The sequence below is a fragment of the Vibrio sp. TRT 1302 genome, assembly GCF_050113875.1.
GTDB lineage: Bacteria > Pseudomonadota > Gammaproteobacteria > Enterobacterales > Vibrionaceae > Vibrio.
In genome coordinates this window covers 345,290-367,993 of sequence record NZ_JBNJOF010000003.1, presented here as the reverse complement: position 1 = coordinate 367,993, position 22,704 = coordinate 345,290, and the positions used below count along the sequence as shown (strand labels likewise).

The following is a 22,704-nucleotide window of genomic DNA, read 5'->3' as shown; positions in this document are numbered from 1 at the left end:
AGCCTCTGGATGTTCTGAGGCTGAACTAAACTAGAAATTAAGGAAAGAACAATGAAAAAGACACTACTATCAATCATGTTAAGCGTTACTGCGATGGGCGCACAGGCAAATGTTGATCACGCTCATATGAATCATGGTGAGATGGGCGCTTCGAAAATGGACCACTCTATGATGATGAATATGGAAGGAATGTCGGATGTCGGCATGCCAGCAGAAGGCGCAAAACCTGACAAAGTGGTTCACGTGCTTTTAAGTGATGATATGAAAATTCGCTTTAAACAAGACGTGAAAATTGAGCCAAACGACGTGGTACAGTTTGTTGTGCTAAACACCGGCAAAATTAATCATGAGTTCACTATTGGCTCGGAACAGGAGCAACTGAAGCACCGTGAAATGATGAAAACCATGAGTGCAGGTCATATGCACGACTCAGGAAACTCAGTGACCGTTGAGCCGGGTAAAGCCAAGCAACTGCTATGGCATTTCCATGGCGATAGCAATGTAGAGCTAGCCTGTAATATCGCCGGTCACGCTGAAGCGGGCATGGTTAAAAAGATGGCGCTTTAGTTTCCATCGTTATCCTCAAAAAGGCAGCCAAGGCTGCCTTTTTTGCAAGTGATAGCTAGCCAAAGATGAAGCTATACAAGAAGCCTGCGCCAATTGCCATACCCAGAATCACAGTCAGGAAAGCGGCAATCATTTGATTTTTGAAGATAGATTTTAGCAAGATAACTTCTGTCAAACTCGCCCCAGCACTACCGATAATTAACGCCATCCCCTTTTGAACCAACGCTGCACTTAGAGGGATCACAGCCTCTGCACGAATATAGAGTGGAATGCCAATGATGGCAGCAACAGGGATCGCATACCATTGACCTGCGCCAGCGTAGTGCGCGATCAGCTCAGTAGGGATGAATCCATAGATCAATGAACCAATCGCGACCTTGGTTATACAAATGAGGGGCAATGAACGATCAATGATTGCTATTCATCAATAGTTCGATTATTTTGGAAATGTCTGTTTTTTTATTGGAGTCTTCCATGGATCTTGAAATGGCTGCGAAGGCGCTTAAAGAACTCGGTCATCCGGTGCGTCTATCCATCTATAAATGTGTTGTAAAAGCTGGCTACCAAGGCATTGCCGTGGGTGCATTGCAAGAGAAATTGGCGATACCAGGGTCGACTCTGTCTCACCATATTTCGAGTTTGGCGTCAGTAGGATTAATTAGTCAACGCCGTGAAGGACGAACACTTTACTGTGTGACAGACTACAAATGTCTCGAAGATGTCATTGGATTCCTCCAAGATGAATGCTGTGCAGACGAGCAATGCGCAACTCAATTTCAAGCTCAAGGAGAGAACTTATGATTACAGCGTTGTACGCAGCGATTCTCGCATCATTGATGATTTGGCTATCGATTCAGGTCATCAAGCAACGGCGCAAAGCACAGGTAAAGTACTCTGATGGTGGTGTTGATGCGCTCACCATTGCGCGCAGTGCCCATAGCAATGCCGTCGATTATATCCCCATTACGCTGATCATGATGGCGACGCTAGAATACAATGGTGCAAGTGTATGGCTGATTCACTTATGTGGCGTGGTATTTGTAGTAGGTCGAGTGATGCATGCCAAAGGGATATTAGCGGATAGGCTAAAAGGACGTATTGGCGGAATGAAATTGACGTTTCTGGCGATGGCAGCACTGATTGTGTTCAATATCATTCACTTACCTTTCGACAAAATGTGGTAGTGCTTTAGCCGCCGGTGCAGCAAACGAAAAGCGATGGTCATCACCATCGCTTTTTTGTTGGGGAGTTATCTGAATAAAAAACGGTAGAGAGGTGTTCTCTCCAACCCTTTTACCAATAAGAATGTCAGGACTGTTGCGCCAAATAGCAACAGCATATCTTTTGCAAACCCTGTTAATGACAGCATACCCGCGATATTCATCATCACGATGATCATCGGCAGGTGCGCAACATAGAGTGGTAACACGGAGTTTGACTGAGCAGTTAGCCAGCGTCCCGCCCCAAAGTTTGGCTTCGCTAATAGCCACATAAAGCAGCCTGTTCCCCAAACGAAGGTACCGAACAGGTAGTCATTCGCGTTAAAGGGCTGGTCAACACGAGTGAGCTGCCAAGCCTCGAAAAAATGTAACGCCATACCGGTAAATGCAAGCAGCAAAGCCTGCTTGGCTGTCATCGACAGACCGCGCTGACGTATCTCAAAGCCGATCGCAAACAACAAGGTGCTAAAAAACGGCCCATTACGAGTGAAAAAGGGAGTCGGTAGTTCAGTCACCGTTTGGTAACTGCCCGCCAGCACTCCGTAAAGGTATAAAGCGGCACCGATAGGGATAAACAGTGCCAGCTTGTTGAACTTAGCCAGTAATGCCGCAATGGCCGCAGCACAGATTAATGCTGGAATAAACCACAGGTGAACGAGGCCGCCTTCAAGCAGGGAGTTAAGAGGTGATTGTGCCAGATAGCCCCAGTACCCTTGACGCTCGGCCAGATACCCAGATTCTGCCACTGTACCTAGATTAAAAGGCATCACTAAAGTGATAACACTCCAGACAATGAATACACGCAAAAGCGGGGAGGCATAACGTTGTAATGTTTCTAGCGGTGTTGCCACTAGCTTGGGTTGGATCAAGTAACCAGATATAAGGAAAAACAGTGGCACAGCGAAACGAGTAGACTGATTAAACACATATCCTACCCAAGGGGTTTCATCGAACTGCCAATAGGTTAAAAACATCTGACAATGCATGGCGGCAATCGCCAAAATAGCGATCACCCGACCGAGTTCAATACTTTGAATTTTCTTACTTACCATAACGACAAAAAATTAGCTGAAAGTAGCGAACGTATACCAGCAAACCAGTGTTAATGACGCAACCTAAATCAAGTTGTTGTACTGTAACGGCGATATTCAGCGATGATTTGCGAGGTGGCTCAATAAGTGAAACACGGGTTCTCAATGAAAGTGAGACTTCGTGACCACCGTAAAGTAATGAGGTGGGCTAATCTTACGGTTTGATATCCTCAGCGTTTTTAGCAAAGGAGTTCTTTCATGAGCAATGGTCCAGTGATCGTATCCCCCGAAAGCAGCGTTCAGAGGCTTCAAAGAGTCGAGTTGCAGGCAACGGGTATTTATGATGAGAAGTGGTTACAGCAACTTATTTTTGCTAACGCTGACCTATTACCCTTTTATGAGATTGATGCTGACTATACCGGTGCGGTACCAGTTTGCATGGAGCTTGCCACTAAATCAGGTCGAGTCGACTGTATCTATGTAACGCCATCAGGCCGATTGGTCATCGCGGAAACCAAACTCTACCGAAATCCTCAATCTCGTAGAGAAGTGATTGGGCAGATACTCGATTATGCTAAAGACTTGATGAGTTGGAGCTACGACGAACTTGATACTAAGGTTTGTGCAGTTAATGGTGGTCTGTCGCTTTTTGAATTAGTGAAGGCGGGTGGCAATGAAGTACTAGAAGCCTCATTCATTGATACGGTTCAGAGAAACCTCTCAAAAGGCCGTTTCTTGTTATTGGTAGTGGGTGATGGTATTCGAGAGGGGGCTTTTGAGATAAAGGACTTTCTTAATACCTATGCATCAATGGAGTTTTCCTTTGCAATGGTTGAGGTGCAGATCTTCCACATGCCGGGTGAACAACTACTCGTGAATCCTCAAGTGATGCACAAAACTGAAATTACTGAGCGCCGAGTGATTTCGATTAATCAAGTCAGTAGTGAAATTACTGAGAAACTGGAATTGACCAACGAACAAAATGAGTCAGCCATCAATAGGGGCTCGGGTCAATCCTATGAGTATTGGTGTGCATTGCTTGATTATCTTGAGCTTGAAGATACGAGTGTTAGGTTACCAACTCCCTCGACTCAGGGGCACTTATGGTTCGAGTTACCACCAAGGGTACACAATAGTTGGATAACAGCTTACCGCTCTAAACCCAATGAGGTGGGTGTCTTTGTGAGATTCAGAAATGACGCACTTGGGCAATACTTGTTTGAGTACCTGTTGGATAGGCGGGAATCACTAATGCCACTCTTGCCTGAGGGCGCTGAATTTGTTCCAGATAAGTTCAAAATCTCACTACCTACAATCACTCTTAATTGGCAGAACGAAGAGTCTTGGAAAGAAGCGTTTGATTTCTACCAGTTGCGTTTAAATCAAATCTACCCAGTCGTTAAACCTTTGCTGTTGAAAGCGCTCAATGCGTATGAAAATTGACGACGTTTACAACCTTAGAAGGCTTACTTCCGTATGCAGTGGGACAAAAGTCACTCACTACGTTTATACATGCCAGTATTGAGCCTTAGTTTGCGTGCTCAACGCTAGCACGTTTACGCCCCGAAACGTGTTGTGAACCAAAAATACTTTTAGTTAACTTTGACATGCAAAAAATAGTGAGCGGCAAACGGCAGGATCTGGGCCCAGCCATTTGATTGCTTTGAGAAAAATAAACTATTTATAGCTTTTATATAACTAGATGTTACAGCTTTAAGTATGCCTACCATCCTACAATAGTATTGGAGTCTCGTTCTAGGGAATCTTACTTGCCTCTGGTGAAATCTCTCCGTTTATAACAACCTAAATCACACAAATAGATATTATTTAAAATAACCTATTTATGTATTTTTTATAGGCACTTTATTTTCTTGTGAGAACTTGAAGTAATTTGTTTATTATGTAAAAGTCTATATAAAACAACACGTTACAATGGTGTGAATTATGACAAACAAAGAGCAGTTAAAGAATAAAACCAATGCAGTTGAAAAGAAGATAGGTGGTATTGACAAAAATGTTTCAAAAATCAATAAATTAGCTCTTAAACAAGCGCTTAACCAAACGCTGAATACCTATGGATTAGAGCGTATGTTGTTTCCTCTAATGTTGCAGGATTGCAGACATCCCTTCACACAGGAGGTGATGTTACTTGCAGATGAACACGGGTTTAAACAGTCTCAGATAGCTGAACTATGTGGGGTTTCCCAACCAACTGTCTCGGGTTGGGAAAACGGGGAAGGAAGAGCATCTCATGCTCAAATTGAGAAGCTAACTCGAAAACTCTCTGCCAGAGCACCTGGTAATGAGTTTTATATTTTCGACATTGCGACTTCCGCTGAGCACGTTCTTAGTGAAGATTGGGAGGTTAAGATGCTGGCTAAACATTTGAGGGTAGACACCAGTCAATTAAAGCAACACCTATGGGAAAACATTCAACAAAAGGTTAGAGAAGAGTTTGAGCAAAGAGAGCAAGAGATAAAAGGGCAGCTCGAACGGATCAATGACTTTATATCAGAGCTAGAGACTCTAATCCCACAGGCAGAGCAAGAAGCAGAAGAAAACCAGCGCGAAGAAGAGCGATATGCGTCTGATGTTGAAACACTACTCACCAGTAAGCCTGGGTACGCTGCGCTAGATGAAGATAGTAGGCAGATTCTATTTGAACGCCAACTGGAGTCGGTGCAGCTGACGAATAGATACAACAAGCAGCTCGAGCGGTTGAGTGAACAGGTTTCATCTTTCTTTGGTCAAGAGGAAATCGAGATACCAATAGCCGACTTGAGGCTGAAAAGGGACGAAAAAACTAAAGAGCTAGAGTTATTTCAACAAGAAGCCGAACAAAAAGAAGCCGATACCCTTAAGGAAAAAAGCCCGCTAAATAAGTACCAGCATGTTGAAGATGCCCTGCTTATATCTAAAGGCGTTCTCGATTTAACTGTTGGCTCAGACGAAGTGGAAAGGCTATGTTCACTATTATTCGAACAAGAGCAGCGTTATCAGTTCTCAATACCTGTTAAAAGCTCTAATTACTGGGGCAGCGAACCTGAGACAAGAAGTGTCGATGCCAGTTTTACTGAGCTGTTTTGCCAATACGCGAAAGACCTCAAATTTAGCTACGTTGAAGAAAAGGTCCAGCTTTGCGGGAAGTTCTTATTAAATCATCAGCAAGCCCCTGATGATGAAGATTTCTACGATCTTTCTCAGGGAAAGCATCAGCCGATTTGTGCCTCTGGTGAGTATAAAGATTTTGGTTCAACGTTTGATCTCTTTCGTTTGCACTCAAACAAACTTGCTTTGGTTGAAGGGAGATTCGACCAACATAATGGAAGATGTTTCTATCAGCTAACTCAGTTTACTCACCTAGATGATCTTATTACGCATTTAGAGCCAAAAATTAACAAATCGACAGTGGATGAGTGGACCGAAGAGTTAATGAACATGGGCTACACCTTAAACACTGTGCGCATGATTTACTAAAGGATTTAGAGCATGGACAAAAATCTGAATTTCGCGATTCTCGTTGACGGAGAAAACGCACACCCTAAAAAGTACTATGAGGTGCTCAATGAAGTGAGCAGTAAAGGTAGCATTGCAATCAAATGGGTTTATGCCGATTGGACATTGCCGAATCATAAAGGCTGGAAAGAAATCATGTTGGAAACGGGTTCTGCTCCGAAGCAGCAGTTTCACATTGCCAAAGATGCGGCTGATCATGCACTGATTATGGATGCTATAGAGCTTATTTGCACCAACGACCGGATTAACGCCCTCTGTATAGTGAGTAGCGATGGGGGGTTCGGTGGGCTTGCTCAGCGAATTCGCGAGAAAGGTTTGCATGTTATGGCTATCGGTCGCTCAAATACCCCTGTTCACTTCAGAAATGCCTGCCATGATTTTATTTATGTGGAAAACCTCGCTCAGGATAACAGTGAGGAGAGTTTCAACGACGAATGTGAAGACTCGGCATTAGATGAACTGCTGCTCAAAGCTTTTTGGCAATTGTGCGGAGATGAAAGCAGTGTTTACCTTGGTGACTTGGGTACAAAGCTAAAGCAACTGGATAGCGCATTTGACACCCGAAGCTATGGCTATAGTTCGCTGAAGAAGCTCATACAAAACAAGTCTAATCATCTGGTGACACACAATGAGCAGGAAGATCGTTGTTATATTCGGCTTGTAGATTTCACAGGGGTGATCAAGCAAACACCGAAGAAAGGGAGTAATTTCGCCTTTCTGATTCAAAAAGGGCAAGAATTTTACTTCACTAAAAGTGACCTCACCAACGCAAATTGGTGGGACAAAATTACAGAAGGGACTGAAGTAACTTTTAACAGAGCCTCGCGCCAGCAAGGGAAGTCGCCGACTGTTACGAATGTTAAGGTACAATAGACATAGAGCTAGGATCGCCATTAAATTAAGAGGCTCTAAAAGCCATTAGCTCAAGCTTTAAGGCCTCATGTTGTGACCGAATCTCATCAGAGTTTCAACTTGGTGGACATAGTTCTAATGAAACTTTTCCCTACAACATTAATTTTCACTCAATCCTTTTCGATCCTTGCAAAAAAGTACGAGTGTGCTAAAAATAGTGCTAACAGCAATGAGAGAGCGGTATGAGTAAAGGCAGAATTACCCGAGAGAATATCTTAAGTAAGGCATTTGAACTGGCGAGTGAGAATGGTCTTGAGAGTCTCACTATCGGGGAGCTAGCAAAGCAATGCGGGATGTCGAAAAGTGGCTTGTTTGCCCATTTTAACTCCAAAGATAATCTGCAAATAGCGGTGTTGGAGCATGCCAATTTGATTTTTACTCAGCGTGTTATTGCACCTGCTCGGGAGAGGACGTCAATCAGCATCGAGGATAAACTGACTCAGTTACTCGATAACTGGCTAGGCTGGAATCACTCTTTTCAGGGTAGCTGTATGTTTCTTGATGCATGGAAAGAAACGGGCAGCGAAGCGTCACCCACTCAACAGGTGCTAAAAAAGACCATTGCAACTTGGATTGAATACTTAACGATTCAGGTAGCAAAAGGGGTAGAAAATGGTGAGTTTCGTCACGATTTAGACCCAAAGCAAGCAATCTATGAGCTGTATGGTTTGTATTTAAGTGCGCATCTTTTTTACTCCATACGCGGTGAGCAGGCAAGTCAACAACACTTCTGGCTGGGCGTTAAGCGTCTGATGGCGGACTGGAAGTAAAACTAAGCTAAGTGGATAACTGCTTAGCTTATTATTTAATTTAAAATAGCACGGTCGTTCGCTTTTGGAATGTAAGAGACTGGCATAACAAGGACTACAAGATGAGTGAGAAGATTTACTTTAATACTGCTAAAAAGTTTAGTGTTAAGAAAAGCTTAGTGAACTTAACCACACGCCTTCATCATACTCTGGCACCTACACACGCAAAGAGAACTGCGCGTAACCTTTTACTCACCCCTGCGCGAGCTAAGCCTAAAAATGAGTTACCAAGTGGATTGGTTACTGGGGAAGTTGCATCGAAGGAAGGGTTACTGAAAACTTACCAACTGGGTAGTGGCCCAGTTTGGGTGATGACGCACGGTTGGTCAGGTAGTGCCAATCAGTTTTTCCCGCTGATGGAGCACATCGCAAGTCAGGGATACACCGCTTTGGCTTATGATCATCCAGGGCATGGCCGCAGTGAAGGTGCTTATGGTCATATCCCAGCCTTTGTTCTTGGCTTAGAGTCGATTCTGGATAGCGTTGATGATGTCGCAGGGCTAGTGGCGCATAGTATGGGGACGGTTTCTGCTCTTGAATGCCATCATCAAAAGTTAGTGGATAAACCACTGCTGCTTATCGCTCCTTTGCTCGATTATCTGGACAATTTGTTTGGCAGTATTGCACGTTCTGGCTACTCGATGCGCCTGTTTGATGCGGTGGTCAACGAGGTGGAAGAGCAATATCGCTATCCTCTCAAGTCGATTGATCCATACAGTAAACTTAAATCTCGCTCAGCACAGACTATTATTGTTCATGATGAACAGGACAAGTTTGCCAAGTATTCTGAGTCGGCTAAAGCCGCGCAAGAAATGGCGAATGTCAGCTTGGTCACAACACAAGATCAAGGACATGGACGAGTGATGAAGTGCCAACAAGTGATGGATAGTTTCGATAAATTGGTGTCAAAATAGACGTTTTTCTGATGGGAAAATGTCCAATCTATTCATATTGTTAACAAATATTTCCATGTTGTTGATATGGTTAACAGATTTGCAATGAAAAATATTTCCGAAGCAGGTTGTGTGGGATCATTTGCTATGCCACATGGCCCTCATAAGGAAATATAATAATGAATAGAAATGATAGTGTCCCTTTGCCCACCAATACCAGAGAATGGTTGTTTAACCGCAACAGTATGATTGTCTTAGCCGATATCGCACTGTTTGCGGCTCTATACTTTACCCTACCATTTGATCCCAAAGTGGTATTGGGTATCTGTATGTTAATTTTTGTCGCCATTCTTTGGCTGACAGAAGCCCTACATGTCACTGTAACGGCCATACTCGTCCCGATCATGGCCGTGTTATTTGGTGTTTTTGATACCCAAACTGCTCTTAATAACTTTGCTAACTCCATCATTTTTCTGTTTCTTGGTGGCTTTGCTCTTGCTGCCGCTATGCACCGACAGGGGTTAGATAAGGTTATCGCTGATAAGGTTCTTGTTTTAGCCAAAGGCAAAATGAGCGTTGCAGTGTTTATGCTATTTGGTGTGACGGCGGCGCTTTCAATGTGGATCAGTAACACAGCAACGACTGCGATGATGCTGCCTCTTGTTCTTGGTGTTTTGAGCAAGGTGAACTCAGAAAGCGGCCATAAGACTTACGTATTTGTGTTGCTTGGCATCGCGTACAGCGCAAGTATTGGCGGTATCGCGACCATCGTTGGTAGCCCACCGAATGCGATTGCTGCGGCTGAAGTCGGTCTAACATTCACAGATTGGATGCGCTTTGGTATTCCAACGAGCTTGATCTTACTGCCTATCTCTATCGCGGTACTGTTTGCGGTTCTAAAACCAAATTTGAGTGGTCAGTTTGAACTGAACAATGAGCCAGTTAACTGGGATAAAGGCAAAATCGTTACTCTAAGCATCTTTGCCGCGACCGTCTGCTTGTGGATTTTCAGTAAGCCTATCAATGCAATGCTGGGCGGTTACGCGAAGTTTGATACTGTCGTTGCACTCGCTGCGATTGTTGCCGTTAACTTTGCACGTGTGGTGCACTGGAAAGACATTGAAAAAACCGCGGACTGGGGCGTATTACTGCTGTTTGGTGGTGGTATCTGTCTAAGTAATGTTCTTAAAGCGACGGGGACGAGTGTTTTCCTTGCTAATGGTTTGAGTGAGCTGATTGCTCATCTAGGCGTGTTCTTTATTATTGCTGTGATTGCCGTGTTTGTGGTGTTCTTGACGGAGTTCGCGAGTAACACAGCCAGCGCAGCATTGCTGATCCCTGTCTTTGCCAGCGTGGCGGAAGCGTTCGGTATGTCACCAGTGGTTCTGTCGGTATTGATTGCCGTAGCGGCTTCTTGTGCCTTTATGTTGCCTGTGGCAACGCCACCTAACGCGATCGTGTTTGGTTCAGGTCATATCAAGCAGAGCGAGATGATGCGTGTTGGACTCATCCTCAACTTCGCCTGTATCGCTGCGTTAACCTTTATCGCGATGACTTTCTGGGCTTAACCAGTCCTTAAGAGAAAAAAACCTGCTGTACGGCAGGTTTTTTTATATCCCAATCCTACGGAATCGTGAGCAACAGTCGGTAGGGGCGGTAGGCAGTTACTTTTTAAGTGCTACGCATTTAAGCGGTTGGTCGTTTTTGTTGGGCGATTTACGAGGCTTATTGAGGTACATATCTTTATCTGCTCGAGCCAAAGTATCCTGACAGGAGAGGTAATTTTTTGGACCAGACTGTGCCACACCAACGCTAAGCGATATATCTTCCCGCAGAGAGGCAAGGCTTTCCATCATGCGTGGAATATAGTTTTCGACGGCGGACTCTTTAGTGCAACTCGGCATCACAACAACGAATTCATCGCCTCCGACTCTAAAGCAGAGGTCAACATTGCGAGAAGCGCCTCTGAGGCAATCAGAGACAATAATCAACACGCTGTCGCCTTCTTCATGACCAAACTGGTCGTTGAAGTGTTTAAAGTTGTCGACATCGATGTAGACGATGGCGACGGGATCGTTTTGTTGTTGTGCTTCTGAAAACAACTTACTGGTAAACTCTTCAAAAGCGCGCTTGTTATAGAGATTGGTCAGTGGATCTAAACGCGCCATCTTTTCAAGGCTTCGCGTTCTTTCTTGAACAATAGACTCGAGTTCATTGACGTACTGAAAGGACTTGTTCTTCTCAATCTCGATTTCGTTCATCATGCTTTTTATATAAGTATCAAATACATAAGAAACATCAAAATCAATCAATCGATCGAGAATGTCACTCAGCATCTGAGCATAATTAGGATCATCCAAATGGTTATGAATCGTAGAGATCAGCTTCGCTTTGAGGTAGTTCACCGAAGATAGGTACATTTTGGGGTCTACACCGATGCGTTTGTGGACTAGACCGATACGAAGTCGATGTTCAACATAATCCAAATTGATATCTTTACTGAACAGATCGGTAATGTATTGCCTGAGTGCAGACATTAAGCGCTGTAATGTACCGGCATCACCAATTAACGTTTCGACATCGGGGCTGCGAGTTTGATGGGTATAGAAGTCATCAACAATGACATCTAAATGACGAGAGATGACCCCTTTCATCGTCCTTAATTCGTTGATGTCACTCGTCGTAAGCCTAAAAAGATGCAGTCTTTGTGTTAACTCGGTTTCTGATATTTTTTGTTGTTCAACGAGGGATTTGTCTGTGATTCTCATCTTAACTACCCGTAATACACCTAGCCATGAACTTATATTATAAAACAGCATGCATATTTTGCCTGAATTTGTTTGTTGCGAGATGTTATGGGGTATTTATGATGCGCTTAACGTAAAAAGCCCCGCTATCGTTAGCGGGGCTGATGGCATCGGTAAAACGAGCGGTTAGCCGATGAATAGGAAGAACAGGAATGTCGCGACAATACCAATCAGTGCATACGGGAACTGCGTGGTAGCATGTTGCATCGAAGTACAGCCAGAACCTTGAGCAGAGAGTACGGTTGAATCACTGAAGAAACACGAGTGGCTGCCTGCCGCTGATGCAGAAAGTAGTGCTGCAACAGTTAGGTGTAGAGGCACGCCAAGTTGTTCACCTAGTGGAAGAACAATCGGCATTGCTACCGCAAACGTACCCCAAGATGATGCAGTCGCAAACACAAGGCCACCAGTGATCATAAAGATGATGGCAGGGAAGTAGGACGCAGATAAGTAAGGGCTAACCGTCTCGATAACATACTGAGTCACACCCAGTGAATCGTTGACGTTTTTGAGCATGAAGCCACCAATAACGGTTGCTAGAGGCAACAGCATGACCTTGATACCGTCGTAAATCGCCTCAAACATGTCGTTCATCGAGATCAGTCGCTGTACCCCATAGAAACAAACCGTAAAGATGATTGCGACAAAGACGCCTGCTAATAGATCGATACCGTAGTACCAGCTTGCCGCGACAAGCACGACCATTGGAAGTAGGAAGTTGATGAGACCCATTGTTGGACTGGTGTGTGCTGAAATGTCTGAACCAAAATCGATGTCAGCAGCGCCGTCTGGGCGAACTTGTCCGTTTTTAGCACGTTGCTCGGCTTTTTTCATCGCACCAAGATCTGGGATCTTTTCGAGTGCAACCAGCAGAACAATCGCTAGCGTCACCCAACCGTATGCCATGTATGGGATGGCTTCAATGTAGGTCTTGATGCCTTCGCCAGTTTCGGCCACATTGTTTGCTTCCAGAAGTGAGCTAAAGAATATTGCCCACGTAGAAATCGGTACCAAAATACAAATTGGTGCTGCGGTTGAGTCAACCAGATAAGAGAGCTTTTCACGTGAAATCTGGTAGCCATCCGTCACCTTCTTCATTGAGGATGAGATAGCAATCGCGTTCAAGTAGTCGTCAATGAAGATCACGATACCCAGTACGAATGTCATCAGCATCGACTGGCGACGGCTCTTCACTTTGGTCACCAGCATATCTGAGAAACTGAGTATGCTGCCGCCTTTTTCAAGGATAGCGATCAGACCACCCATCAAGCCGCAGACCAGAATGATCCAAGCGATGGTTTCATCCATCATAACCGTCATTGAGATATCAACTATCTGCTCAACTGCTTCTGCCGGATTTAGAAGTAAAACCCCAGCAATCGCACCGCTAAATAGCGCTTCTACTGTACGGTGAGTCGTTAGGGCAAAGACGAGCACTAACGCAGTTGGGAGCAGGCTCATCCAGCCATAAGCTTGACCTTCTTCATGGTTGAGGCCAATAGAAGTAAAAAAGATAAAGGTCGCTATCACCAATAAGGTGACCACAATATGTTGGGTATTGATCTTAAATGGTGCATCCAGCACCTTTGCTTGAGTTGTCATAGCTTGTCAGTCCTTTGTTAAGCAGAGTGCAACATCCAATCGATTTCTAGGGGAGTAACGGCTCGCTCAAATTCCGCGAGTTCACTCCGTTTGCAGGCTAGGAATAAATCGATGAATTCTCTCGAGATGTATTGAGCCAACTCGCTGTGTTCCAATTGATCCAGAGCTTCAGACATTCGCACAGGTAAGTCAACAGCATTATCACTAAGAGAAGGAGGGCATTGTTCTTTGGTATAGTTTTCGCTCGCCAGCACCGCGGAGAGCACGACAGCTGCGAGAATGTAGGGATTTACATCTGCGCCAGCAATACGGTGCTCAATACGACGGTTCTTGCTGTCGCTAATTGGTACACGTAGTGCGACACCACGGTGATTTACTCCCCAGTCAGCTTGGGTAGGTACATAAGCACCAGGTACAAAGCGACGGAAAGAGTTGATATTAGGGCAAATTAACGCCATTGAATCGGAAGTTTGCGCTAGCATTGCAGCGATAGTCTGATAAAACAGCGGGCTCTCACTTCCATCAGCTAGGCTAAAGTGGTTGTTACTTTCTTCATCGACAAGGCTGATGTGGATATGCATGCCATTACCAGCTTGCTCTGCAAAAGGTTTGGCCATAAAAGTGGCATCAAAACCATGTTGGTTGGCAACCTGACGGATGACGCGTTTTGCGATGATGATTTCATCACACACTCGCAACACATCTTTTGAATGGTTGAAGTTGATTTCAAACTGCCCTGGTGCAGATTCAGATAAGGCACCCGATGTGTTCAACCCTTGCTCTTGAGCCACTTTACTTAGATCGGACAGGAAGTCTGCATAATCATCAAGACCACCAAGGTCATAAACTTCAGTATCTTTTTCACGGACGTGTTTGGTCGGGTTAATGGCGGTTTGCAATTCTCCATTCTCACCGCGTTTCTTATCAATTAGGTAGAACTCAAGTTCTAGAGCAATGCAGGGATAAAGGTTTTTTCGGTGCAGTTTTTCGACCATGCCGCCAAGAATATTGCGAATAAATAGAGAGTTTGGGTTTACTCCCGTTTCATCCATCATGCTCAACAGCAGTTGACCCACTTGAGGTTTTGCCGTTGGCATGAGTGTATCGGCGATAGGGAAGCACATATTGTCTGGTTCGCCCAAATCTTCGCCAAGCCCAGCAGACTCCACTACATTTCCTTTGGTATCCAAGGTAATGGTAGATAAAGGGAGAGCGACCCCTTTATGCAGTTTGTCGAGTCCACTCACTGGGATGCGTTTACCACGTGGAGTGGCGTTTATGTCAGTGAAGATCAGGTCGACAAACTCTATTTCTGGCCATTGCTGTCTAAAATTTTTAACTTCCTGTAAATACGATTCCATTTTTAGTTCTCCAAGTAGCCTGACGAGCGGCGAGCTAAAAATAATTGATTTAACAATTAAGTTACATCATTTAGACCAAAGTCTAAGTAATGACAATTATTTTCTTTATATACAATGATTTAACTTCGTTTGCATGAAAGCGGAGAGTTCATTGTGGGTTTGTTTTGTTAACTATTTTGTAACAGGTGATGGTCTTTTGCTCAATATATTGAGCAAAAAATGGTTTTTTTTTGACCAAAAAGGAGGGGTTGGTCACGATTTGGTCAGAATATCGAACATTGCTGTTGATAATTTTGTACATGGTTTGTAGTGTGAATGTTAAATAAATTGAACACGGAAGCATCATGGCTAAAACAAGCAAACCCGTCATTGGTGTCGTCAGCTGCGCGAAAGAGCTAGGTGGCTACAAGATTCAGTCAGTTAATGACTTTTATCTTCGTGCAGTAAAGGATTTTGGCGGTCTACCTCTGATTCTGGCTCCGGACTTACCAGAAGAAGACATGCAAACCCTTCTCGAATTGTGTGATGGATTTTTGTTTCCGGGAAGTCATTCGAACGTTGCTCCACATCGCTATAACGCAACGCATGAAGAAGCAAAGAAAGATGAGAAGCGCGATGAGCTGGCATTCTCTCTAATTCGACACGCAGTTGATAAAGACATTCCTTGTTTGGGGATCTGCCGAGGATTCCAAGAGATGAATGTGGCGCTAGGTGGTTCGTTGAATCCAGCCGTTCACGATTCTGGTTTTAGTGACCACAGAGAGAAACCGGTTGAAGATTTTGAGCAGAAATATGCACCAGCCCATGCTGTGCTCGTTCAGAAAGAGAGTTTGTTTGAGCAGTGGTTAACAGAAAACCAATGGCAGAACACCAGCTTGTTCGAAGTAAACACCCTACATAATCAAGGGGTCGACCAACTCGCACCACAGTTGCAAATAGAGGCTAAGGCCCCTGATGGTCTGATAGAAGCCTTTAGCCTGCCAGGACAAAAATTTTTCGTTGGCGTGCAGTGGCACCCAGAATGGCAAGCAAAAACCAATCATTTCTCTCAAATTTTATTCAAAGAATTTATGATGGCTGCCTCTGTATAAATCAGGAGCAGAATGAATGGACAATCAAGAGATTGGTAAAAATATTGTTCAGTTAAGAAAACAAAATGGATTGTCACAACGCGAACTCGCTGAGCGAGCGGGCATTACACACAGTGCGATTTCTTCAATTGAGAATGGCAAAGTCAGCCCGTCAGTGAGTTCGTTACAGAAAATAGTTAATGTTTTTTCTTTATCACTTTCTGAGTTTTTCATTGTTGAAAATGATCAAAGTGATGAAACGAAGGTTGTCGTGACACAGGATGAGCTGGTTGAAATGGGCAGCGAATCGGTTTCGATGAAACTTGTCACCAACGGCAGCAAAGATCAGGTAATCGGATTCCTGATTGAAGAATATGCTCCGCACGGTACCACGGGTGCGCGAGAAATCAGACACGAAGGTGAAGAGATAGGTACGGTCCTTGAGGGGGAAATTACTCTTGAGTACCGAGGAAAGTCTTATCTTATCAAGCAGGGCGAATCGTACGTTATTGATACGATGAAACCGCATAAGTTTACTAATCACACAGACAAGGCTTGTCGAATGATAAGCGCGCATACGCCGACCACATTCTAAGTGGGCCTTGCCTTGTTGTGATAAACAAGGAGGGCGTATGAAAACCCAAGAGCAATGGATTGAACTCAAAAACAATCTCGTCATTGAGAGCCGAGCTTACCTGAATGGCGAGTATTGTGAAGCACAAAGTGGTCAAACGTTAGGCGTATTCAATCCAGCAACGGATGAAAAACTGACTGATATCGCTCGTTGTCAAAGTGAAGATGTCGATCTTGCGGTTAAGTATGCCCGAGATGCTTTTAAAGCTGGCGATTGGAGCAACAGTGCTCCTGCCAAGCGTAAGGCAGTTCTGTATAAATTTGCCGATCTCATCGAGCAGCATTGTGAGCAATTAGCCCTGCTTGAAACCTTAGACACCGGCAAACCTATTTCTCATAGTGTATCAACGGACGTACCTGGTGCAGCCAATTCATTGCGCTGGTATGCAGAAGCAATTGATAAAGTTTATGGGGAAGTCGCACCAACAGAAAAAAATGTTCATGCCTTTATTTCTCATCAACCTATAGGCGTTGTTGCCGCAGTCGTTCCTTGGAACTTCCCTTTATGGATTGCTTGCTGGAAACTTGGACCCGCGCTTGCAGCAGGTAACAGTGTCATCCTTAAACCCTCTGAAAAATCATCTCTAACCGCTATCTACTTAGGTCAACTTGCCGAGCAGGCAGGTCTACCAAAAGGTGTTTTCCAAGTCGTCACCGGTTTTGGACATGAAGCTGGTGACGCTTTGGCTAAACATCATGATGTTGATTGCATTGCGTTTACTGGTTCAACCCGAATTGCGGGTCAGCTAATGATCAGTTCAGGTGAAACGAACCTGAAGCGAGTATTTGCTGAAGCTGGTGGTAAGAACGCCAACATCGTCTTTGAAGATTGTGACGACTTAGACCGCGCAGCAGCGGAAACTGCGGCGGGATGTTTCTATAACCAAGGTGAAGTATGTGTCGCTGCGACGCGTCTGTTGGTGCATGAAAGCATTAAGGATCGCTTTGTCGATAAAGTGATTTCAGCGGCACAGGCATTTATGCCTAAAGATCCTCTAGACACCTCCTCATCAATGGGGGCACTGATTGACAAGGAGCACAAAGCCAAGGTGCTTGAGTACATCCTTCTTGGTCAGTCTGAAGGCGCAACGCTTCGCTGTGGTGGCGACGTTCAGGGTCAAGGCGCTTTCGTCGAACCAACCATTCTTGACAACGTCGACAACAAAATGAAAGTGGCTCAGGAAGAGATCTTTGGTCCGGTATTGTGCGTGATTCCATTTAAGGATGAAGCGCAAGCTATCGAGATTGCCAATGACTCACAATATGGCCTTGGTGCAGCACTTTGGAGTAGCAACATCAACCGTGTTCACCGTGTAGCGAAACAGCTACAGGCGGGCTCGGTCTGGGTCAATAACTACAACGAAGGGGACATGACTGTCCCGTTTGGTGGATTCAAGATGAGTGGTAATGGCCGCGACAAATCGCTGCATGCCATCGAGAAATTCACTGAAACTAAGACGACTTGGATTCGTCTACACCCTTAAGCCTGCTGAAGATTAATAAAGGAATATCTCTATGAACAAGCATACGGATTCGTTCTACGCCCATTCTGTACCCAATATGCCTGACTACCCGCAACTGCAAGACCACATTGAGTGTGATGTTTGTGTCGTAGGTGCAGGATTCTCAGGACTCTCTTCTGCCCTGCACTTGGCCGAAAAAGGTTTCAAAGTGGTGGTGCTGGAGAGCGCAAAAGTCGGTTTTGGAGCAACGGGTCGTAACGGTGGACAAATCGTCAATAGCTACAGCCGAGATGTTGATGTACTAGAAAGCCGTTACGACCACACTCAGGCAAAAGCGCTTTGTGAAATGATTTTTGAAGGTGGCGATATCATTCGTGGCCTGATTGATAAATACAATATTGATTGTGACCATAAACAGGGTGGCCTGTTTACCTCGCTAAATAAAAAGCAGCTTAAAGGGCTGGAAGAGCATAAGAAAAACTGGGAACGCTACGGCAATGATCAGCTTACTTTGCTTGATGCTAACGAAATTGAGCAAGCGGTCGGTACCAAAGTCTACTCTGGTGGTCTGCTTGATATGCGTGGCGGACATATTCATCCACTTAAACTTGCGTTGGGTGAAGCGGCAGCATTCGTTTCTCTTGGTGGGCAAATCTTTGAACAGTCGGCAGTAACAGCGATTGAAAAAGGCGCTAATCCAGTTGCTAAAACAGCGCATGGTAGCGTGAAAGCCAAATACTTAGTGCTCGCTGGCAATGCTTACTTAGGTGGTCTAGCGCCGAACATCAGTAATAAAGCGATTCCATGTGGTACTCAGGTTGTGGCAACAGAGCCATTGTCTGAAGAGTTACTTAAACAGATCTTGCCAACCGATTATTGCGTGGAAGATTGTAACTACCTACTGGACTACTTCCGTCTCAGTGCGGATAAACGCCTGCTGTTTGGTGGTGGTGTGGTATACGGTGCGCGCGATCCAGAAAATATCGAAGCCATCATTAGACCTAAGATGGAAACCGTCTTTCCTCAGCTTAAGGGCATCAAAATTGACTACAGATGGACAGGGAACTTCTTGTTGACCTATTCACGTATGCCTCAGTTTGGCGCGTTTGCTGACAACATCTACTACCTGCAAGGCTACAGCGGCCATGGGGTTACTTGTACCCATTTGGCTGGCAAGTTACTAGCAGAAGCATTAACAGGACATGCAGAGCGTTTTGACGCATTTGCTGCCCTTAGACACTACGCTTTCCCAGGTGGTCGTCACTTCCAGATCCCGTTTACGGCTATGGGGGCGGCGTACTACAACCTGAGAGATAAATTGGCGATTTAGGAACAAAAAGATAAGGAATATCCAATGAGTAAAGTCGTGAAGTTTGCCGCTCTACAGCTAACCATCAGCTGGGATCTGGAAGATAACCTCAACAAAGCTAAAGCCGCGATCCGTGAAGCTGCGGCGAATGGCGCAAATGTGATTTTGCCTCAAGAGCTTTTTGCAGCGCCTTATTTCTGCAAAAAGCAGGAAGCAAAGTACTTTGAGTTGGCACAAGAGACCGCTCACTGTCATCTGATTAAAGAGATGAGCGAATTGGCCAAAGAACTTGGTGTGGTGATTCCAGTTAGCTACTTTGAGAAAGCAGGCAACACTTTCTTTAACTCGCTGGTAATGATCGATGCAGATGGAACCGTACTGGACAATTACCGTAAGTCTCATATTCCTGATGGCCCAGGTTACAGCGAGAAGTACTACTTCAGCCCTGGCGATACCGGATTTAAGGTTTGGCAGACTAAGTTTGGTAAGTTTGGTGCGGGTATTTGCTGGGATCAATGGTTTCCAGAGCTTGCGCGCAGTTTGGCTCTTCATGGCGCGGAAGCTATTTTTTATCCAACGGCGATTGGCTCTGAGCCTCAGGATCCGACACTGGATTCACGAGATCATTGGCAACGCACAATGCAGGGACATTCTGCCGCGAATCTCGTCCCAGTGATTGCTTCCAACCGAGTAGGAACGGAAGTCGATGATGGCATTGAGACGACCTTCTACGGCTCTTCGTTCATAACTGACCACACTGGAGGCAAGATTGCGGAAGCACCGCGTGAAGGTGAGACAATCATTTACGCTGAGATCGATTTGGAGCAGACCGCTAAAGCGCGTCACTCTTGGGGCTTGTTCCGTGACCGTCGCCCAGATCTCTACGGCAGTGTAGGCAAACTGGCGATTTAGTGGAGGCTTCGAATGCAGTTATTTTCAACACCTGCGCAAGATGGCTTCTATTTTCCAGCTGAGTTTCAGCCGGTTAGCCAAGTTTGGCTAGCATGGCCGGAAAGACGTGACAACTGGCGTGATGACGCCTTACCCGCTCAGCTAACTTTTGCTCGTATCGCCAATGCGATTTCTGAAGTGACGAAAGTTTGTGTTGCGGTAAGTAGCAAACAGTTTGATCACGCTCGTGACTTACTTCAGCCTGAGATTCGGTTAGTTGAAATCCCGTTCAACGATGCTTGGATGCGTGATATTGGTCCGACAGTCTTGGTAAACGAAAGTGGTGAGCGTCGTGGCATTAGCTGGCAGTTTAATGCTTGGGGCGGTGAGTACAACGGTTTGTATGACAACTGGCAACAAGATGATCTCGTCGCCAGCTCGGTGTGTGACATTATTGGCATCGATCACTACCGCGCGCCATTTGTCCTTGAAGGCGGTTCGATTCATACCGACGGTGAGGGCACCTTGTATACCACTGAGGAGTGTCTACTGAGTCCTGGTCGCAACCCTTTGCTGACCAAGCAGCAGATCGAGCAGCAACTCAAGGAGTACCTCAGCATAGAGAAAGTGATTTGGCTTCCTAACGGCTTATTTAATGATGAGACGGATGGTCATGTCGATAATCTTATGCACGTTATTGCTCCCGCTAAAGTGGTACTGAGTTGGACGGATGAGCCAAGTGATCCTCAATATCACCTATCGCGCGAAGCGGAACGGGTGCTCAAATCACAGACTGATGCGAAAGGTCGTGAGATTGAAATTGTGCGTTTACCTTTGCCTGGCCCACTGCATTACAGTGAGAATGAAGCGCAAGGTATTGAGGTAAGCGAAGGAATGAGCCGAGAAGCAGGGGAGCGCTTAAGTGCGTCTTATGCAAACTTTCTTATCGTAAATGGCTATGTATTTTTGCCTCTACTTGATGATAGAACCGATGCTGAGGCGATCTCTGTGCTACAGAGCGCAATGCCGGATCATCAAATTATTGGGATACCGACAAGAGAAGTGCTGTTAGGAGGTGGGAACATCCACTGTATAACGCAGCAGATCCCAGCATAAATAAATCGTAAGCCACGTTAGAACTGATTGCGTGGCGAACACTAGCTTTCAAAAGGAATCACCATGCAACAAATAATTAATCAAAGTCTTCTTTCGTTTATGGTGCCGAGTGAAGAGCAAGGCATTGCCGTGACCAACCCTGCAACTGGAGAAGTACTTGGTTTTGCGCCTGTTTCGTCCCAGCAATCCATTTTAGATGGCATCGAACGTTCAAGTGTTGCGCAGAAAGAGTGGGCGGCGATGCCTGCGAAAGCACGTGGTGCTTTGTTACTGCGTTGGCATCAATTGCTCTTGGAAAATAAACAAGATCTCGGCCGTTTAATGACGTTAGAGCAAGGCAAACCACTTGCCGAGGCAGAAGGTGAAGTGGCTTATGGCGCGAGCTTTATTGAGTGGTTTGCTGAGGAAGCAAAACGCACATACGGTGAAACGATTCCTGCGCCAAGTGGCGACAAGCGTTTACTGACCATCAAACAACCGATTGGTGTGGCTTGTGCGATTACCCCGTGGAACTTCCCGATTGCGATGATTACACGTAAAGCTGGCCCAGCATTGGCTGCGGGCTGTAGCTTTGTGGTTAAGCCATCTGAGTCTACGCCGCTATCGGCGTTTGCGGTGGTAGAGCTAGCGTATCAGGCAGGTATCCCACGTGACGTACTTCAGGTAGTACTCGGTGAAGACTCACGTCAGGTTGGCGCTATTTTTACCTCTCATCCTCTGATTCGTAAGCTGTCGTTCACGGGCTCTACTAAAGTGGGCAGCATTCTAATGCAGCAGAGTGCACACGATATTAAACGCACGTCGATGGAACTGGGTGGCAACGCGCCGTTTATTGTTTTTGATGACGCGGATATCGATGCGGCGGTCGCAGGCGCAATGGCGTCTAAGTTCCGTAACGCAGGCCAGACTTGTGTTTGTGCTAACCGCTTCTATGTTCACAGCAAGGTTTATGACGAGTTTGTTGCCAAGTTTGACGCTGCTGTTCAAAACCTCAAAGTCGGTAATGGTCTTGAACAGGGCGTCACCATTGGTCCCGTGATTAGCGAATCTGCTAAGCAGGGAATTCAAAGCTTGATTGATGGCGCGATTGAACAAGGTGCGCAGCCTGTCAGTGAGTTGAAGCAACTTGATGGACTCTTTATTCAGCCAGTGATTTTGAAAAATGTTACTCATGACATGAAGATCGTTTCGGAAGAAATCTTTGGCCCAGTCGCTCCCGTGATCGCTTTTGACAATGATGAGCAACTGATTGAGATGGCAAACGACACCATCTATGGATTGGCTTCTTATTTTTACAGCCAGAATATTCACCGCGTGTGGAAAATTGCTGAAGCGTTGCAGTACGGCATGGTTGGAATTAACGAAGGTATTATCTCTACGGAAGTGGCACCGTTTGGCGGTGTCAAACAGTCAGGCATTGGCCGTGAAGGGGCTAAGCAGGGCATCGATGAATACATGGACGTGAAATATCTCTGCTTTGGCGGCAACTAATTTAAGGATAAAT

The 22,704-nt window shown here is 45.3% G+C and carries 20 protein-coding genes and 1 pseudogene; 16 read left to right on the top strand and 5 right to left on the bottom strand.

Going from position 1 to position 22,704, the window contains the following annotated elements:
• Positions 1–51 precede the first annotated feature (51 nt).
• Positions 52–567: a copper-resistant cuproprotein CopI gene (gene copI / locus ACQEXP_RS06790; RefSeq protein WP_426968977.1), complete on the top strand. Its 516-nt coding sequence runs from the start codon at positions 52–54 to the stop codon at positions 565–567.
• 55 nt (positions 568–622) lie between these two features.
• On the opposite strand, the pseudogene ACQEXP_RS06785 reads toward copI, so the two are convergent.
• Positions 623–943, bottom strand: a pseudogene (locus ACQEXP_RS06785) (permease); the annotation flags it as partial.
• Positions 944–1,041: 98 nt separating this feature from the next.
• On the opposite strand from ACQEXP_RS06785, the gene ACQEXP_RS06780 reads away from it, so the two are divergent.
• Positions 1,042–1,368, top strand: coding sequence for an ArsR/SmtB family transcription factor (locus ACQEXP_RS06780; protein ID WP_426968976.1), 327 nt, complete (start codon positions 1,042–1,044; stop codon positions 1,366–1,368).
• Positions 1,365–1,751, top strand: coding sequence for an MAPEG family protein (locus tag ACQEXP_RS06775; RefSeq protein ID WP_426968974.1), 387 nt, complete (start codon positions 1,365–1,367; stop codon positions 1,749–1,751). The genes ACQEXP_RS06780 and ACQEXP_RS06775 overlap by 4 nt, the downstream gene beginning before the upstream one ends.
• Positions 1,752–1,816: 65 nt before the next feature.
• On the opposite strand, the gene ACQEXP_RS06770 is transcribed toward ACQEXP_RS06775, so the two are convergent.
• The gene (locus ACQEXP_RS06770; RefSeq protein ID WP_426968972.1) at positions 1,817–2,839 is read right to left on the bottom strand and encodes an acyltransferase; all 1,023 of its coding nucleotides are present in this window, start codon (positions 2,837–2,839) and stop codon (positions 1,817–1,819) included.
• Positions 2,840–3,076: 237 nt separating this feature from the next.
• Between ACQEXP_RS06770 and ACQEXP_RS06765 the strand changes: the two genes are divergently transcribed.
• From ACQEXP_RS06765 to ACQEXP_RS06740, 6 genes are all read left to right on the top strand, one after another.
• Positions 3,077–4,261 (top strand): hypothetical protein, encoded by a 1,185-nt coding sequence (locus ACQEXP_RS06765; RefSeq protein ID WP_426968971.1) that lies wholly within the window; start codon positions 3,077–3,079, stop codon positions 4,259–4,261.
• A 501-nt stretch (positions 4,262–4,762) separates the two neighbouring features.
• The gene (locus ACQEXP_RS06760) at positions 4,763–6,295 is read left to right on the top strand and encodes a helix-turn-helix domain-containing protein (protein WP_426968969.1); all 1,533 of its coding nucleotides are present in this window, start codon (positions 4,763–4,765) and stop codon (positions 6,293–6,295) included.
• Positions 6,296–6,307: 12 nt separating this feature from the next.
• On the top strand, positions 6,308–7,207 hold the full coding sequence (locus ACQEXP_RS06755; RefSeq protein ID WP_426968968.1) for an NYN domain-containing protein: 900 nt from the start codon (positions 6,308–6,310) through the stop codon (positions 7,205–7,207).
• A 221-nt stretch (positions 7,208–7,428) separates the two neighbouring features.
• Positions 7,429–8,016, top strand: a complete 588-nt coding sequence (locus ACQEXP_RS06750) for a TetR/AcrR family transcriptional regulator (RefSeq protein WP_426968967.1) — start codon at positions 7,429–7,431, stop codon at positions 8,014–8,016.
• Positions 8,017–8,117: 101 nt separating this feature from the next.
• On the top strand, positions 8,118–8,969 hold the full coding sequence (locus ACQEXP_RS06745; RefSeq protein ID WP_426968965.1) for an alpha/beta hydrolase: 852 nt from the start codon (positions 8,118–8,120) through the stop codon (positions 8,967–8,969).
• A gap of 158 nt (positions 8,970–9,127) precedes the next feature.
• Positions 9,128–10,516 carry an SLC13 family permease gene (locus ACQEXP_RS06740; protein WP_269375251.1) on the top strand — a complete coding sequence of 463 codons (1,389 nt, stop codon included), beginning with the start codon at positions 9,128–9,130 and terminating at the stop codon, positions 10,514–10,516.
• Between the two features lie 96 nt (positions 10,517–10,612).
• Here ACQEXP_RS06740 and ACQEXP_RS06735 read toward each other — a convergent pair whose 3' ends face one another.
• The 3 genes from ACQEXP_RS06735 to ACQEXP_RS06725 form a co-directional block, all read right to left on the bottom strand.
• Complete coding sequence (locus ACQEXP_RS06735; protein WP_269375250.1) at positions 10,613–11,716, bottom strand: GGDEF domain-containing protein; 1,104 nt, start codon at positions 11,714–11,716, stop codon at positions 10,613–10,615.
• Positions 11,717–11,881: 165 nt separating this feature from the next.
• Positions 11,882–13,357: a Na+/H+ antiporter NhaC family protein gene (locus tag ACQEXP_RS06730; protein WP_269375249.1), complete on the bottom strand. Its 1,476-nt coding sequence runs from the start codon at positions 13,355–13,357 to the stop codon at positions 11,882–11,884.
• A gap of 17 nt (positions 13,358–13,374) precedes the next feature.
• Positions 13,375–14,718 (bottom strand): glutamine synthetase family protein, encoded by a 1,344-nt coding sequence (locus ACQEXP_RS06725; protein WP_426968962.1) that lies wholly within the window; start codon positions 14,716–14,718, stop codon positions 13,375–13,377.
• Positions 14,719–15,062: 344 nt separating this feature from the next.
• On the opposite strand from ACQEXP_RS06725, the gene ACQEXP_RS06720 reads away from it, so the two are divergent.
• From ACQEXP_RS06720 to ACQEXP_RS06690, 7 genes are all read left to right on the top strand, one after another.
• Entirely contained in the window at positions 15,063–15,809 is a 747-nt protein-coding gene (locus ACQEXP_RS06720) for a gamma-glutamyl-gamma-aminobutyrate hydrolase family protein (protein WP_331428349.1), read from the top strand.
• Between the two features lie 16 nt (positions 15,810–15,825).
• The gene (gene puuR / locus ACQEXP_RS06715) at positions 15,826–16,383 is read left to right on the top strand and encodes an HTH-type transcriptional regulator PuuR (RefSeq protein WP_138971139.1); all 558 of its coding nucleotides are present in this window, start codon (positions 15,826–15,828) and stop codon (positions 16,381–16,383) included.
• A gap of 37 nt (positions 16,384–16,420) precedes the next feature.
• On the top strand, positions 16,421–17,905 hold the full coding sequence (locus ACQEXP_RS06710; RefSeq protein WP_269375246.1) for an aldehyde dehydrogenase: 1,485 nt from the start codon (positions 16,421–16,423) through the stop codon (positions 17,903–17,905).
• Positions 17,906–17,936: 31 nt separating this feature from the next.
• Entirely contained in the window at positions 17,937–19,214 is a 1,278-nt protein-coding gene (locus tag ACQEXP_RS06705; RefSeq protein ID WP_269375245.1) for an NAD(P)/FAD-dependent oxidoreductase, read from the top strand.
• A 24-nt stretch (positions 19,215–19,238) separates the two neighbouring features.
• The gene (aguB, locus tag ACQEXP_RS06700) at positions 19,239–20,105 is read left to right on the top strand and encodes an N-carbamoylputrescine amidase (RefSeq protein WP_269375244.1); all 867 of its coding nucleotides are present in this window, start codon (positions 19,239–19,241) and stop codon (positions 20,103–20,105) included.
• Positions 20,106–20,117: 12 nt separating this feature from the next.
• On the top strand, positions 20,118–21,200 hold the full coding sequence (gene aguA, locus ACQEXP_RS06695) for an agmatine deiminase (RefSeq protein ID WP_269375243.1): 1,083 nt from the start codon (positions 20,118–20,120) through the stop codon (positions 21,198–21,200).
• Between the two features lie 63 nt (positions 21,201–21,263).
• Entirely contained in the window at positions 21,264–22,691 is a 1,428-nt protein-coding gene (locus tag ACQEXP_RS06690; protein ID WP_426968960.1) for an NAD-dependent succinate-semialdehyde dehydrogenase, read from the top strand.
• Positions 22,692–22,704: the final 13 nt, after the last annotated feature.

Excerpts from the sequence above, each read along its gene's own strand:
- copI (WP_426968977.1), top strand. The coding sequence starts at position 52 with ATGAAAAAGACACTACTATCAATCATGTTAAGCGTTACTGCGATGGGC.
- ACQEXP_RS06780 (WP_426968976.1), top strand. The coding sequence starts at position 1,042 with ATGGATCTTGAAATGGCTGCGAAGGCGCTTAAAGAACTCGGTCATCCG.
- ACQEXP_RS06775 (WP_426968974.1), top strand. The coding sequence starts at position 1,365 with ATGATTACAGCGTTGTACGCAGCGATTCTCGCATCATTGATGATTTGG.
- ACQEXP_RS06770 (WP_426968972.1), bottom strand. The coding sequence starts at position 2,839 with ATGGTAAGTAAGAAAATTCAAAGTATTGAACTCGGTCGGGTGATCGCT.
- ACQEXP_RS06765 (WP_426968971.1), top strand. The coding sequence starts at position 3,077 with ATGAGCAATGGTCCAGTGATCGTATCCCCCGAAAGCAGCGTTCAGAGG.
- ACQEXP_RS06760 (WP_426968969.1), top strand. The coding sequence starts at position 4,763 with ATGACAAACAAAGAGCAGTTAAAGAATAAAACCAATGCAGTTGAAAAG.
- ACQEXP_RS06755 (WP_426968968.1), top strand. The coding sequence starts at position 6,308 with ATGGACAAAAATCTGAATTTCGCGATTCTCGTTGACGGAGAAAACGCA.
- ACQEXP_RS06750 (WP_426968967.1), top strand. The coding sequence starts at position 7,429 with ATGAGTAAAGGCAGAATTACCCGAGAGAATATCTTAAGTAAGGCATTT.
- ACQEXP_RS06745 (WP_426968965.1), top strand. The coding sequence starts at position 8,118 with ATGAGTGAGAAGATTTACTTTAATACTGCTAAAAAGTTTAGTGTTAAG.
- ACQEXP_RS06740 (WP_269375251.1), top strand. The coding sequence starts at position 9,128 with ATGAATAGAAATGATAGTGTCCCTTTGCCCACCAATACCAGAGAATGG.
- ACQEXP_RS06735 (WP_269375250.1), bottom strand. The coding sequence starts at position 11,716 with ATGAGAATCACAGACAAATCCCTCGTTGAACAACAAAAAATATCAGAA.
- ACQEXP_RS06730 (WP_269375249.1), bottom strand. The coding sequence starts at position 13,357 with ATGACAACTCAAGCAAAGGTGCTGGATGCACCATTTAAGATCAATACC.
- ACQEXP_RS06725 (WP_426968962.1), bottom strand. The coding sequence starts at position 14,718 with ATGGAATCGTATTTACAGGAAGTTAAAAATTTTAGACAGCAATGGCCA.
- ACQEXP_RS06720 (WP_331428349.1), top strand. The coding sequence starts at position 15,063 with ATGGCTAAAACAAGCAAACCCGTCATTGGTGTCGTCAGCTGCGCGAAA.
- puuR (WP_138971139.1), top strand. The coding sequence starts at position 15,826 with ATGGACAATCAAGAGATTGGTAAAAATATTGTTCAGTTAAGAAAACAA.
- ACQEXP_RS06710 (WP_269375246.1), top strand. The coding sequence starts at position 16,421 with ATGAAAACCCAAGAGCAATGGATTGAACTCAAAAACAATCTCGTCATT.
- ACQEXP_RS06705 (WP_269375245.1), top strand. The coding sequence starts at position 17,937 with ATGAACAAGCATACGGATTCGTTCTACGCCCATTCTGTACCCAATATG.
- aguB (WP_269375244.1), top strand. The coding sequence starts at position 19,239 with ATGAGTAAAGTCGTGAAGTTTGCCGCTCTACAGCTAACCATCAGCTGG.
- aguA (WP_269375243.1), top strand. The coding sequence starts at position 20,118 with ATGCAGTTATTTTCAACACCTGCGCAAGATGGCTTCTATTTTCCAGCT.
- ACQEXP_RS06690 (WP_426968960.1), top strand. The coding sequence starts at position 21,264 with ATGCAACAAATAATTAATCAAAGTCTTCTTTCGTTTATGGTGCCGAGT.